At 60.3% G+C, this 12,234-nt stretch carries 13 protein-coding genes; 2 read left to right on the plus strand and 11 right to left on the minus strand.

Annotation, left to right across the window (positions count from 1 at the left end; all coding sequences use genetic code 11):
• Positions 1–3: 3 nt before the first annotated feature.
• The 7 genes from VHX65_17045 to sppA all read right to left on the minus strand — a co-directional run bounded on the left by VHX65_17045 (position 4) and on the right by sppA (position 5,464).
• Positions 4–1,017, minus strand: coding sequence for an ATP-binding protein (locus VHX65_17045; protein HEX4000261.1), 1,014 nt, complete (start codon positions 1,015–1,017; stop codon positions 4–6).
• An 8-nt stretch (positions 1,018–1,025) separates the two neighbouring features.
• Positions 1,026–1,433, minus strand: coding sequence for an ATP-binding protein (locus VHX65_17050; protein HEX4000262.1), 408 nt, complete (start codon positions 1,431–1,433; stop codon positions 1,026–1,028).
• On the minus strand, positions 1,411–1,803 hold the full coding sequence (locus tag VHX65_17055; GenBank protein ID HEX4000263.1) for an STAS domain-containing protein: 393 nt from the start codon (positions 1,801–1,803) through the stop codon (positions 1,411–1,413). Before VHX65_17055 ends, VHX65_17050 begins: the two co-directional genes overlap by 23 nt.
• Before the next feature lie 91 nt (positions 1,804–1,894).
• Complete coding sequence (locus VHX65_17060; protein ID HEX4000264.1) at positions 1,895–2,752, minus strand: STAS domain-containing protein; 858 nt, start codon at positions 2,750–2,752, stop codon at positions 1,895–1,897.
• 287 nt (positions 2,753–3,039) lie between these two features.
• On the minus strand, positions 3,040–3,378 hold the full coding sequence (locus VHX65_17065; GenBank protein ID HEX4000265.1) for a hypothetical protein: 339 nt from the start codon (positions 3,376–3,378) through the stop codon (positions 3,040–3,042).
• A gap of 125 nt (positions 3,379–3,503) precedes the next feature.
• The gene (locus tag VHX65_17070; GenBank protein ID HEX4000266.1) at positions 3,504–4,175 is read right to left on the minus strand and encodes a DUF1080 domain-containing protein; all 672 of its coding nucleotides are present in this window, start codon (positions 4,173–4,175) and stop codon (positions 3,504–3,506) included.
• A gap of 143 nt (positions 4,176–4,318) precedes the next feature.
• Positions 4,319–5,464: a signal peptide peptidase SppA gene (sppA, locus tag VHX65_17075; protein ID HEX4000267.1), complete on the minus strand. Its 1,146-nt coding sequence runs from the start codon at positions 5,462–5,464 to the stop codon at positions 4,319–4,321.
• Between the two features lie 240 nt (positions 5,465–5,704).
• Here sppA and VHX65_17080 point away from each other — a divergent pair, with 240 nt between their 5' ends.
• Positions 5,705–6,805, plus strand: a complete 1,101-nt coding sequence (locus VHX65_17080) for an acyl-CoA dehydrogenase family protein (protein HEX4000268.1) — start codon at positions 5,705–5,707, stop codon at positions 6,803–6,805.
• A 220-nt stretch (positions 6,806–7,025) separates the two neighbouring features.
• On the opposite strand, the gene VHX65_17085 is transcribed toward VHX65_17080, so the two are convergent.
• The 4 genes from VHX65_17085 to VHX65_17100 form a co-directional block, all read right to left on the minus strand.
• Entirely contained in the window at positions 7,026–7,991 is a 966-nt protein-coding gene (locus VHX65_17085; GenBank protein ID HEX4000269.1) for a phosphatidate cytidylyltransferase, read from the minus strand.
• A 217-nt stretch (positions 7,992–8,208) separates the two neighbouring features.
• Positions 8,209–8,808: a lysophospholipid acyltransferase family protein gene (locus VHX65_17090; GenBank protein ID HEX4000270.1), complete on the minus strand. Its 600-nt coding sequence runs from the start codon at positions 8,806–8,808 to the stop codon at positions 8,209–8,211.
• 403 nt (positions 8,809–9,211) lie between these two features.
• Positions 9,212–10,186 carry a hypothetical protein gene (locus VHX65_17095; protein ID HEX4000271.1) on the minus strand — a complete coding sequence of 325 codons (975 nt, stop codon included), beginning with the start codon at positions 10,184–10,186 and terminating at the stop codon, positions 9,212–9,214.
• Between the two features lie 207 nt (positions 10,187–10,393).
• Positions 10,394–10,684, minus strand: coding sequence for a hypothetical protein (locus VHX65_17100; GenBank protein HEX4000272.1), 291 nt, complete (start codon positions 10,682–10,684; stop codon positions 10,394–10,396).
• A gap of 465 nt (positions 10,685–11,149) precedes the next feature.
• Here VHX65_17100 and VHX65_17105 point away from each other — a divergent pair, with 465 nt between their 5' ends.
• Positions 11,150–12,208 (plus strand): M42 family metallopeptidase, encoded by a 1,059-nt coding sequence (locus VHX65_17105; GenBank protein HEX4000273.1) that lies wholly within the window; start codon positions 11,150–11,152, stop codon positions 12,206–12,208.
• Positions 12,209–12,234: the final 26 nt, after the last annotated feature.

Below are 12,234 nucleotides of genomic sequence, written 5' to 3' on the forward strand. Positions count from 1 at the left end.
CCGCTACCGGAGGACTGCGACGGTGACATCGTCGCGGCCGCGTGTGAAATCTCGAAAAAGAATCGCTGCTATGACCGCCGGATGTCGCTGGGCCAGCCCCGGATACGCGGCCAGATTCCAGCGCGTTTGCAGTCCGTCGGAGTGCATCACCAGCAACCCGCAATGCGGCCAGTCGTATTCGATGTCGTGGACCGCGCGGATCTGCAGCCCGAGCGTGCCGTTGTGCGACACCAGTCCGCGGCCATCGGCGCCGCGATTGTCGAAAATGCTGCCGCAAACATTGCCGAAGCCGGAGTAATATAGCTTCCGCTCGGCGATATTGATGAGAGCCGCGGCCACGGCCGCCCCGCGCGTGGTGCGCAGCGGCTGATGCGCGGCTTGCAAAAATGCGGCGGGGCGCTGGAGTGGCTTGGCTTCGAAAACGCGAACCGCTTCGGCCGATGCTTCCGCAGCCAAGACGCCGTGGCCCAGGCCATCGGCGATCATGAACGTGGCCGTTGCGTCGCGAGCGATGAAGCTCCAATTGTCGCCGCAAGCCGTCTCGCCGGGCGCGGCAACGCAGATGGCGCCATAGCGGATTGGGTCCTCGGAGGGATGCGTGCCGGCGGCGAAAATCCGAGCCATAATCACCGTTCCGGACGGCTGCGCCGAGTAGACATCGGACTCGGTCGCCAAGCGGCGGATCGCCCCCAGCCCCGTGCCGGCCGTGCCGCCGGTCGAATACCCGTCTTCGAAGCAACGGGCGACATTGGGCATTCCCGGGCCCCGATCGATCGCCAGCAGTTCGACGCCTACGTCGCTGCGATTGGAATCCGGGCCGCGCATGGGCCGCAGCAACACTTTCCCGCCGACGGCGTGGCGATGGAGATTGTTCGCCATTTCCGTGGCCACGATCGCCACTCTTCCGCGATCGGCTTCGCCGAGCGATGTTTCCGCGGCGATGCGCGCGGCGATGCGCCGGGCCTCGCCCACGTGGCTAGCATCTTTCACTTCAACAACGGTGTGGCAGGCAGGCATTGCCGTCTCTATTTCCAGCGTGCGATGGTGACACGAGTCCCTTTGCCCGCTTGCGTGTCGATGTGGAATTCGTTGACGAGCCGCTTGGCGCCCGACAAGCCGAGGCCGAGCCCTGTGCCCGAGGTCCAACCGTCGGTCATCGCCTGGGCGACATCGGGGATGCCGGGGCCTTCGTCTTCGAACGAGAGCCGCAGGCCGGCTCTTGTCCCTTCACGCAGAACGGCCCAATGCAACCGGCCGCCGCCGCCGTAAATCACGGTGTTGCGGGCCAGCTCGCTTGCCGCGGTGACCATCTTGGTTTGATCGACGAGGCTGAAGACCAACTCTTGCGTCAGTTTCCGCACCATTTGCCGGCAGACGACGATGTCGTGTTCGGTTTGCAAGGGCAGCGTGTCACTCGTCGTGGCGGTGGCCATTCACGCTCTCCTTGTCCGTCAATTCGGTCCGCAGCATTTGCATTCCGCGCTCGACGTTGAGCGCCGTGCGCACGCCGGTGAGCGTGAGGCCCAATTCCACGAGCGTGATGGCCACGGCCGGCTGCATGCCGACGACCACCGTATCGGCATCGAGAATCGACGACATGCCGGAGATATTGGCGATCATCCGCCCGATGAAGGAATCAACCATTTCCAGCGCCGAGATATCGATCAGCACGCCGCGAGCGCCCGATTTTTCGATCTTCGAGGTGAGATCGTCTTGGAGCGTGAGAGCAAGTTGATCGTGCATGTCGACCTGAATGGTCACCAGCAGGAACTCGCCCATCGGTAGAATCGGAATTCGGTCCATATCCGCCTCGCTAAGGATTTCTGCCCCACGGTGCTGAACCGCGGGGTTCGTGCTCGCAGGGTGAAGCCGCCGTCGCCATTGCCGCCACTGCTCAGACCTTGGCCTTGGTGATCGTGAAGCCCGTCTTTTTCAATGCCAAACTCAACGCATCCGCCAGGGTGGCCTTCGTGATGACGCCTTGCAGATCGACGCCCAAATGCACGATCGTTTGCGCGATCTGGGGGCGAATTCCGCTGATGATGCAATCGGCGCCCATCAAGCGAATCGCCGTGACGGTTTTCAACAGATGCTGCGCCACAAGCGTGTCGACCATCGGCACGCCGGTGATATCGATGATCGCCAGCTCCGATCCGGTGTCGACGATCCGCTGCAGCAGCGATTCCATGACGATTTGCGTGCGGTTGCTATCGAGCGTGCCGATCATCGGCAGCGCTAATACGCCGTCCCAAAGCTTGACCACCGGCGTCGAGAGCTCGAGCATTTCGGTTTGCTGCCGGGCGATCACGTCTTCGCGGGTTCTTTGAAACGCCTTGACGGTGTGCAGCCCCAACTTGTCGAGCAGTTCCGTGGCCACCCACATCTCCGCGGCCAGCGCTTCGGGATCTTTGCCGAATTCTTTTTGCAGTCTGGCGAAGAGCGGCTTCTTGAAAGAAAAGATGAAGGTGGCCGTTTCGGCCAAATTAAAACCTTGCGCGACGCGCGAAAGCGACATTTGATCGAGAAACTCCCGCAGCTTCATCCATTCAGGGCCTTCGATATGGCCCGGCTTGCCGTGCCGAATGGCTTCTTGCAATAGTTCGAGGAATTCCCGCGCCTGGCTGCGGAGCTCGGTTTCGGAGATCCGGCTGTCGGTCGCCAGGCCGTTCATCCCCTCCAGCCAGTCACCGAGCAATTCCGATTCGTATTTCTTGATGACGCCGTGCGTCTGGGTGCGAGATTGTTGTTCCATGCCATCTTCCTTTAGGTTTGCGGTCCTGTCCAAGTATTGCTCTTCGGCTCCGAGCGCAAACCGGCCGCGCTGCTTCCAGAATCCGGACTCTCACCGACCACCAAATCGCAGGGAGGTTTAGCGATCGGGATGTGGGCGTCGTACCATGAACCGGAAACCGCCGGCATGGTGCGAATGGCGTGCCAGTTTGAAGTGGTCAAGCTTACCGCTCAATGCCGCGGAGAACAACGACCCCGCGGCCGTGTTGGAATCTCGCCGCGTCAAGTTCTCCAGCGGCCTCGGCGAAGCTATGCGAAGCGGGTCAACAGCGCCAACGCCCCGATCGCCATCAGCAGACCGGCGATTTCGGTATAGCTCAAAGATTCGTGGAAAAACCCGGCGCCGATCGCGGTGAGCAAGACCACCATCGACACGGAATAGACCACGCTGATCGTCGCCAACTTGAGATGCTTCATCACAAACAACCAGCCAAACGCAGTCGAGGCATAAACCGCAAAACCGGCATAGAACCATGGCGCGCGGAACGAATGCTCCTCGCGGCTCGCGAGCTTGAGAAAATAGTCGCCGAGCACTCCGACGACGCTAAACGCGATCGTCACCAACACGGCAAACGATTTGCTGTCCATCGGCAATGCCAATCGGTGTCGAAGGGCGAGCAGATCTCGACCGGCGGCTAGCGCTTGCCGCCGACAGGAATTGCCGTGAGCGGCAAGGCGCTAGCCGCCGGTGTTTTCCGCGGCAACCTACCAGCCTACTCCAGCACGCGGATGCGGACGTTGCGGAAACCGAGGGGGCCGGTGTGGTTTTGCAAGCCGACGTGGCCGGTGGTCGCTTCCGGGCGGATGCCGGGATGCGTCGGATATTTGGCCTTGTAATCGTCGAGATCGGCCTTGACGATTTCGTGGTCGTTGAGCGTCACTTTGACGTGCCGCTTGTCGCAGACGATATCGATCTTGCCCCACTCGCCCGCCGGTTTGACGAACTCGCGCTTGGCGGCCACGACGTCGTAGACGCTTCCGCAATATTGCTCGGGATGAAGGTGGGCGTATTCCGGCGAAAGATCATCGAGCAATTGAATCTCCATGCCCGTGTAGGAAGGATTGCCGATTTTGGCCGCATCGAGCGGAATTCGCAGGTAGACGCCGCTATTGCCCCCTTTTTCCATGCGATATTCGAGTTCCAACTCGAAGTTGGAATAGTCGGCAACGGTTTCGAGCGATGCGCCGCCCCCTTTGCCCTTGCAGTGAATCAATCCGTCGACGACATCCCAATTTCCTTTCTTGCCATTGAATTCCTGCCAACCTTCGAGCGTCTTGCCGTCGAAGATGGTTTTCCATTCAGGTTCGGCAGCACTGGCCATCGCGGACCACGAAGCCATAGCCAACACGATCAATAGCAGCGGAATCTTCGAGCGACGTCGCATGGTGGGAATTCTCCTGGGCTGGAAGCGGAAACGTGATGAATAAGCAAAACCGTTCGAATTCGAGCGGTCGAGCAACGGAGCCCGCAGCGCTTGCAAGGGAGTGGGAAACCGGCATCCTGCTGCACTATGCCAATGGTCTTGAATTACAATCCACTCCGTCGCACGACTGATGGAAGCCACGTGCATAGATAGTATGCTCGCGGCGCCGTCAGATCCAAGAGGGCCGAAAGATCGAATTTCGGACCACGGCTGAGAGCGGCCAAATCGCTGGAGGCGCTCGAGCCCAACAGCATTTCGTTCAACAGTCCCTTGGGGGCCGAGTATTTCACGACGCGAACGCTGCCGGCTTCCAGGCCGTTCAAGCCGATCGCCTGATTCACCGCGTCGTCGATATAGCCGATCTTGTCGACCAAGTGGTCCGCGAGGGCTTGCTTGGCAGTGAAAACCTGGCCGGTCGCAAGCTTGTCGAGTTCCTCGGGATTCTTCTTGTACTCGGGGCGGCCCGATTTCACGATGTCCTTGAAATCGTCGAAGCTTTGGTCGACGAGCGTCTGCAAAATGTCGTGTTCCTGTTTGGCCAATTCCGGCGAAACCTTCCGCGTCGGACTGCCGATCAACTTCAGCGGATTGCTGATGATCGAATCGTCGGTGATATCCCATTTCGTCAGCAGATCGGAAACATCGTAGTGCGGAATCACGACGCCGATCGAGCCGGTCCAGGTGGTCGGCTCGGCATAAATCGTGTCGGGCGTGTCGCCGACGGCCATCGACACATAATAGCCGCCGCTTGCCGCGAGGCCCCCCATGCTCACCACGAGCTTGATCTGCTTTTTCTTCGCCAGCTCGACGAGCAGGTGATACAGATAATTGCTGCCGGTGATCGTGCCGCCGGGGGAATCGACGCGGACGACGACCGCCTTCACGTCGGGGTCTTCGCGAGCCCGATCGATTTGCCATTTGGCGAAGCCATCTTGATGCTCGATGATGCCCTCGATCGTGATGATCGCGACCTTGTCCCTGGCGGTCTTCGAGTTGGAAACGAATTTCTCTTCGATATTCGGATTGGCTTGCATGTAGCTCGAATAGCTACCGTAGGTAAAGATAATGTAGAGCAACGCCAGGACGAACAGCGCCCAGCCAAGTCGTCCGCTCCACCGCCCCCAACCACGGCCGCTCGGCTCCAAAATAATCCGCATTGGCAATTCGCGGCGCGGCGGCTCGGTAACGACGGGTTGGCTCGGCGGAACGAAACCGCCGGGTTGATTCGGATTGGCGGGAATCGGCGACATAAACTCGTCCTTCAGTGGGCGGAGCGTTTTTTTGAACTGGGCACTCGATAGCCAATGTATAAGAAGAAGATGCTGCATGCCACTGCCGGCAGAGCGAAGAATCGCGCGAAATGGCCGCTGCCCGGAAGGTGCCCGGCGGCCTGACTCCAGATTTGCTAAACTGCACGATTACGAACCGCTTCCATTGCTGGGTGGCAGGGTTGCGCCAGCGCGTTGTCGCCGCTCGAAAGGCAGAGCCGCTTGAACGAATCACGAACCAATCTCATCGCAGCACCCGATCAGCCGCAATTGGGAGCCTTATGCAGTGAATTGGCAGCCAAGGCGGCGGGGCTGGATTCCAAGCCGGATTGGCCCGCCGAGCAGTTAGCGCTTTGCGCTCGGGCGGGCGTGTTTCGCTGGTTCGTGCCGGAATCGGTGGGCGGATTCGGTTGGAGCGAAGTCGACGTGCTCCGCGGCTATTTGCGGCTTAGCGCGGCGTGCCTCACCACGACATTCATTCTCACGCAATTCACCTCCGCTTGCCGAAGGATCGTCGATTCCGCCAATGCGCCCCTCGCCGACAACTGGCTGCCGGCTCTGCTCGACGGTTCGCATTTCACCACGGTTGGCATTTCGCACCTGACGACCAGCCGGCGGCATCTCGCGAAACCGATCTTACTGGCCGAGGAAACTGCCGACGGATTTTTGCTCGACGGCCATAGCCCCTGGGTCACCGGCGCGGCGCATGCCGATGCCGTCGTGCTCGGCGCGACGCTGGCCGATGGCCGGCAAATTCTCGCACTATTGCCGACGGATTTGCCGGGCGTGTCGGTGCCGCCGGCGCTCGAGCTGGTGGGCCTGTCGGCAAGCTGCACCGGTCCGTTGCGATGCGAGCGCGTGCGGCTCGCTCGCGAATTTCTTTTGGCCGGCCCGGCGGAGAATGTCATGCACGGCAAAGCCGGCGCGAACACAGGCGGCCTGAATACCTCGGCCTTGGCGATCGGCCATGCCCGCGCCGCGATCGATTTTCTCATCGAGCAGGCAAAGGCCCGGCCGGAGCTTTTGGCGGCGATGTCGCAAAGCCTGGCCGAAGAACAGACCGAACTTGCTGCGAGCTTGCTGCGGCTGGCCGGCGGTGAAGCGGTGTGCACAAGCGAATCACTCCGTGCGCGGAGCAATAGCTTGGCCTTGCGGGCATCGCAGGCCGCGTTGGTCGCCGCGAAAGGGACAGGCTATGTCGTCGGCCATCCGGCCGGCCGCTGGTGCCGCGAAGCGCTGTTCTTCCTGGTATGGAGTTGCCCGCAACCGGTGAGCGCCGCCAATCTCTGCGAACTGGCCGGCCTCGAAAGCCTCGGCGATTGACGAGGATCACCCGTTACATGGTTGCCGTGCCCACTACCTTGAAGGGGGCATGTGAATCGCCGAATCGCTCGGCCCACGTATGCCCACGCCGAGCCGTGGCACGCCGGGCCGGATGGTGTTTCTGGCGGCCGCCGCGGGCCCAAACAAACCTTGGGAGCCGCTGCCGGCTTATCGTGGTAATCCTGCAGTTGGGTCTGATACAGCCACAAGGTGGATATGGCTATGGCTGTTGCAGCGGGAAGAAGAGTTGCATCACGTGGAATACGACCGGGGCAGCGAAGCAAAGTGAATCGATCCGATCGAGCACTCCACCGTGCCCCTCGACGAGCGTGCCGTAGTCTTTCACGCCGCGGTCGCGTTTGATGGCCGACATCGTCATTCCGCCGGCAAAGCCCATGACGCTGATCAACAGCGAGATGCCGGCCGCTCCCCATGGTTCGAAGGGTGTGGCCCACCATAGGGCGGCACCGAGCAGCGTGGCACTGGCGGTGCCGCCCAAAAAACCTTCCCAGGTTTTGCTTGGGCTGATTGCCGCCGCAATCACGTGCCGGCCGACCAATCTGCTCCAAAGAAAATGCAGCCCATCGCTCACCTGCACCATCAGGATAAAAAAGAACAGCAAACGAACATTCGCCCCTTGCGATTCGCCCGGCTTGAGATCGAGATAGAGCAATGCCGGCGCAAAACTCAAGCAGTAGACGCAAATCAGCAATCCGGCCTGAATTTTTGCCGTCCGTTCCAGAAATCGCTTGTAGTCGCCCGAGACCGCCACGCGCGCCAGAATGAACAAAAACGCATACACCGGGATCAGCACGTTGTACAACTCGTAGCGCGAATGCCGCATCCGCCCAATCAGCACATATTGCAATGGCGTGAACAACACGAACACCCAGAACAACGCGCGATGGTCGCCCAGTCGCGTTGGCGTGAGCGTGATGAATTCGCGCAGCGCCCAGAATGAGATGGCGCCGAACAGCACGACGGTGGCCGTGTCGCCAATCAACAGAGCGGCGGCCAAGACGCTGCACATCAGCCACCAAGCCCGCAAACGAAGATTGAAGCTCCGCACGACCGCCGCGTTGAGCCCGCTCTCGGGATAGAGCTTGAGAAACTGCCCTGCGCCCGTGGCCGCGGCCAACAGCACCAGCACGCCGCCGACCAAGGCCAAGGTCTTCCCGTCCGCCATCGCCTCAAATTCCTAGCCGTTGGTTTTGAAAGAGCGGTGTGGTGCCGAGGATGAATAACAATCGATCGATTCCGACGCGCGAAACCGCAAGCGAGCTTCGATCGATAAACGCGTGGGCGCTCGTTTGCGGTTTCGCGCGTCGCCGCGGGGTCGACAACAATCCTGCCACGCGATCGCCCAGCCGCGGCAGCACATGCGGCTCTATTGTTGACAAAGCTCAGACTTCCTTCAAGCGGCGCACGGCTTCCCGTGCCCGGAGCAGGAAATCCGCCTTGGGCTCTCCCGATTCAAGCCACATCGGGGGACCAAAGCTGATGCAACTCAGCAGCGGCACCGGCAAGAATTCGCCGCGCGGCAAAACTCGGTTCAGATTGTCGATATGCACCGGAACCAACTCCAAATCGGGCCGTTTCTTGCTGAGATAATATAGCCCGCTTTTGAACTCGCCGATGCCGTCGGTGCCCCGGCTTCCTTCGGGAAACACGATCAGCGACTTGGTTTCGCCGATTTCGCGGATCATCAGATCCACCGGGCTTTGGTGTACCTTGATGTCCTTGCGGTCGATCAGTAGGGCATCGAATACCCGAGTGGCCAGATACCGCCGCAACCGGCCTCCTTCCCAGTAATCCTTGGCGGCGACAGGCCGGGTGAGCATTCGCACCTCGTGCGGCAAGGCGGCCCACACGACCAAGGCATCGAGATGGCTCGTATGATTCGCGAAATAGACGCGCTGGCAAGTGTCGGGCTGGCAATCGATCCAGCGAACGCTGGCCCCGCTGAGCAATTTGGCGAGGGCGGCCAATAATGTCGCGGTCATGGGGGGAAAAAGTCCCCGGTTCCAATAGTCGGCGGCCCGAAGAGCGTAAAGCCGGGCCAAGGCCGATGGTGAGCGTGGGAGGGCGTTGACTTGCATATTATGGTTGTTTTCTTTCGAACCGATAGGCCTTCGGTGACGCGGAAGGCCGCCGAGCGGGCAAAAGCTATGTTGCCGACCGGGGAGACGGGGTCACAAAGGCGAATGCGGCGAGCGAAACGGCGGGGAAGACCCAGGGAAGGCCGACAGCGATCGGCGGCAATGGCAGAACCAGCGGCGGCCTTCCCTGGGCTTGAGCCGCAAGAGCGGCATCCAAGACGCTTGCAAGCGAACGACTTATACCGCAAGCGGTAAGCCGAAGCTATCCCACAATCGGGATGAATGATCAAGCGCGGGCAATTCGCGGCTATTTTTCCGGGACGGCTTTGCCGTCTTGGCCCGGTAGACGAAGATTCCAAGCTTCGAGCCATTCGATCTTGCCCGTTTGCTCCAATCCGAATGCTTCGCGGACCCGCTTTTGCATGTCGGCGAGATGACCGGCGCCGTAGAAAATCGCCAGCTTTTTCTTGCCGTCGATGATTTCGTCGCCCAACACCTTCAGCGCGGCCTTGTTCCGCTCGGTGATGATCGCCGAACCTTTGGGCCCGTCCAGCACACCCATCGTTCCTTCCATATCTTCCATTTCGCCGGCCATGTAGCGCTTCAGCTGCACCGCCCGATTCTTGTCGAACAGGGCAAACAACAGGTCGGTGTCGCCGCCGCCATGGCTCGCCTGCTGCGCGATCCCGGCGCCCCACATCTGTGCCATCATCGTCCAAATGCTCTCGCCGCGATCCTCCATCGATTTGGCAAATTGCTCGGGGGACATATCGGCATGGACGAAATTCTTCTTTTTATAGTCGATCTCGTCGAGTTGGAATTGCAACTCCAAGAAATTCTTCATACCGATTTGCAGCGTCGAAATCGGGTTTCCACTACGATGCCCCGGCGTCGGCCGGACGTCTTTCTGCGAAACCAATTCATACAACACCGCGTCGTATTGCTCAAACTGCTTGTTCAGCTTTGCGTAGTAAGATTTTTCGCCGACGTGCACCGCTCCGATCAAATCGACCGACAGCCCGGCCCGAGCCGGATCCTTCGACGCCAAATGGATGATCGGCGTCGCCAATGCCACCGGTTCGCCGTGTGCATCGCGCATCAGCCGGATCAGGCTGCGATCGGATTTTGCCGCGTTTTTAGGGGGCGTCTTGGCCGGAGCGTTTGCAACCTGCGAAGTGGCCGGTTTCGCGGCCGGCGCCTGCGCGCGAAGCACAGCAACGCCAATCGCAATCGCCACGACCGATCCCATCCCGATCCCGAACCGTCGCCAAACAGCAACCATAAGCCGAATCCTCCGTTTAGACGCGCGCAGCAACACACCGAACATTGCGAGTATACGCCGTGCGGAATGGGCTGACAATCAGGCGGGACGCGTGGGGCAGGCTACAGGCTGGCTATCGCGACAGACGAGGCTAAGCGTCGTGAGTTACGGGCGGGGAAGTGAGGGAAGGATCGGTCGGTTGGGCGGGCGGAGTGGATCAATCGGGGCTCAGAATTCCGACAGCGTCCATGCGGAACGCTCGGCATGTTTGAAATCGCAGATCACCACTAGCAGCGACACTGCCAATGTCGTGGCCGAAGTAAGCAGCATGCCCGGGCGAGCTGCGGCCGTGACCATCGTGGCCAATCCCATCAAAACCAAGCCGAGAAAGAAAAACCGTTGGCACATCGCCTGGTGCACCGAGCCTTCGCTCAGCCGGGCCGTCCATGCGCTCGTGATCCCCAACAGTTGCACACCCCCCAAAATCCATAAGCTCGCGGTCGTATCCAGTGCGGGCATCCTTGCACTCCAAAACGCGTTTCGACGGCATCGCGTGCCGTCTCGCCGTCCGGCATCCATGCCAGACGCGGCCGCCGAAGAGCGATTGCCGTGCCAAGTTCGGCTACGGCAGCGCTCGTTTACAGACAGGCCCAGGGCTAAACTTAGTTGCCACCGGTATTTGTCGCAAGACGATTTTTCAAGACGACGACAGCGAGCCTCGCCGTCAATCTTTCCTCCGCTTACCGAATCCATGCAATTTCTACAAAACAAGACGCGGCCAAACGTAGCCGTGGCGAGTTCGCCACTGGTTTGTTTCGGGGTGCCGCTGCTGGATTTGTCCAGCAGTGCCGCAGTGCCTTCTGGCTCCTCCTTCGGCGCCTGCTCGGGCCACGCCGCTAGCTTCCTTGCTGTGGCAACCCGCGGGCGTTAGGATTCTCGTTTCCCTCTTAGCTTGCCCACCACGTTTTCGCTGAGGCCTTCGCCATGGACGACGCTGCATTGGAATTCTTGCGCCGCATGTTGGAAACGCCGAGCCCGTCGGGTTATGAGCAGCCGGTGCAAAAATTGGTTCGCGAATATGTCGGGCCGTTTGCCGACCGGGTGACGACCGACACGCATGGAAACGTCATTGCTGTCAAGAATCCCGGCGCGCCGGTTCGCGTGATGCTCGCTGGGCATTGCGATCAAATCGGGCTGGTCGTGCAACATATCGACTCCGAAGGTTACATTTATTTCCAACCGATCGGCGGCTGGGATCCGATTCAACTCGTCGGCCAACGCATGTCGCTTTGGACCATGAGCGGCCGAGTCGATGGCATCGTTGGCCGCAAGGCGATCCATTTACTCACCGACGACGAACGGAAGCAAATCCCAAAGCTCAAGGACTTGTGGCTCGATATCGGCGCCAAAGACAAAGCCGAAGTCGAGGAATTGGTACGCATCGGCGATCCAATCACCTTCCAGCTTGGAATGCAGCGCACGCGCAACAATCAGGCGAATGCGCCCGCCATGGACGACAAATGCGGGCTGTGGGTCGTGATGGAAGCCCTGCGGCGGGCGAGCCTCAAGAAGCTCAACTGCGCGCTCTATGCGGTTTCAACCGTGCAGGAAGAAATCGGCCTTCGCGGGGCTCAAACCAGTGCGTTCGGCATCGATCCGCATATCGGCATCGCCGTCGACGTGACGCATGCCACCGATTGCCCGACGGTCGATAAAAAGCAGGAAGGCGACATTGCGATCGGCAAGGGTCCGGTGATTTATCGCGGACCGAATATGAATCCCGTGGTCGTTCAGCGGTTGATCGAGACGGCGAAGGCGGGCGATATCAACTTTCAGCTTGCCGCATCCGGCCGGGCCACCGGCACCGACGCCAACACGCTGCAAATCAACCGCGCCGGCGTGGCGACCGGATTGGTGAGCGTTCCCAACCGCTACATGCACAGCGCCGTGGAAACGATTTCGCTGGTCGATATCGATCAAGCCGCAAATCTCCTCGCCGGCTTCGTCCTGCGGCTAACCGGCCAGGAAGATTTCACGCCGTAAGTTCTTTGATCACGCGGAGCCGCGGT

The sequence above is a fragment of the Pirellulales bacterium genome, from assembly GCA_036267355.1.
In the GTDB taxonomy this organism is placed as follows: Bacteria; Planctomycetota; Planctomycetia; order Pirellulales; family DATAWG01; genus DATAWG01.

Bases quoted from the DNA above. Each gene is read 5' to 3' on its own strand.
- VHX65_17065 (HEX4000265.1), bottom strand. From the start codon at position 3,378: ATGGACAGCAAATCGTTTGCCGTGTTGGTGACGATCGCGTTTAGCGTC.
- VHX65_17055 (HEX4000263.1), bottom strand. From the start codon at position 1,803: ATGGACCGAATTCCGATTCTACCGATGGGCGAGTTCCTGCTGGTGACC.
- VHX65_17085 (HEX4000269.1), bottom strand. From the start codon at position 7,991: ATGGCGGACGGGAAGACCTTGGCCTTGGTCGGCGGCGTGCTGGTGCTG.
- VHX65_17060 (HEX4000264.1), bottom strand. From the start codon at position 2,752: ATGGAACAACAATCTCGCACCCAGACGCACGGCGTCATCAAGAAATAC.
- VHX65_17100 (HEX4000272.1), bottom strand. From the start codon at position 10,684: ATGCCCGCACTGGATACGACCGCGAGCTTATGGATTTTGGGGGGTGTG.
- VHX65_17090 (HEX4000270.1), bottom strand. From the start codon at position 8,808: ATGACCGCGACATTATTGGCCGCCCTCGCCAAATTGCTCAGCGGGGCC.
- VHX65_17045 (HEX4000261.1), bottom strand. From the start codon at position 1,017: ATGCCTGCCTGCCACACCGTTGTTGAAGTGAAAGATGCTAGCCACGTG.
- VHX65_17095 (HEX4000271.1), bottom strand. From the start codon at position 10,186: ATGGTTGCTGTTTGGCGACGGTTCGGGATCGGGATGGGATCGGTCGTG.
- sppA (HEX4000267.1), bottom strand. From the start codon at position 5,464: ATGTCGCCGATTCCCGCCAATCCGAATCAACCCGGCGGTTTCGTTCCG.
- VHX65_17070 (HEX4000266.1), bottom strand. From the start codon at position 4,175: ATGCGACGTCGCTCGAAGATTCCGCTGCTATTGATCGTGTTGGCTATG.
- VHX65_17050 (HEX4000262.1), bottom strand. From the start codon at position 1,433: ATGGCCACCGCCACGACGAGTGACACGCTGCCCTTGCAAACCGAACAC.
- VHX65_17105 (HEX4000273.1), top strand. From the start codon at position 11,150: ATGGACGACGCTGCATTGGAATTCTTGCGCCGCATGTTGGAAACGCCG.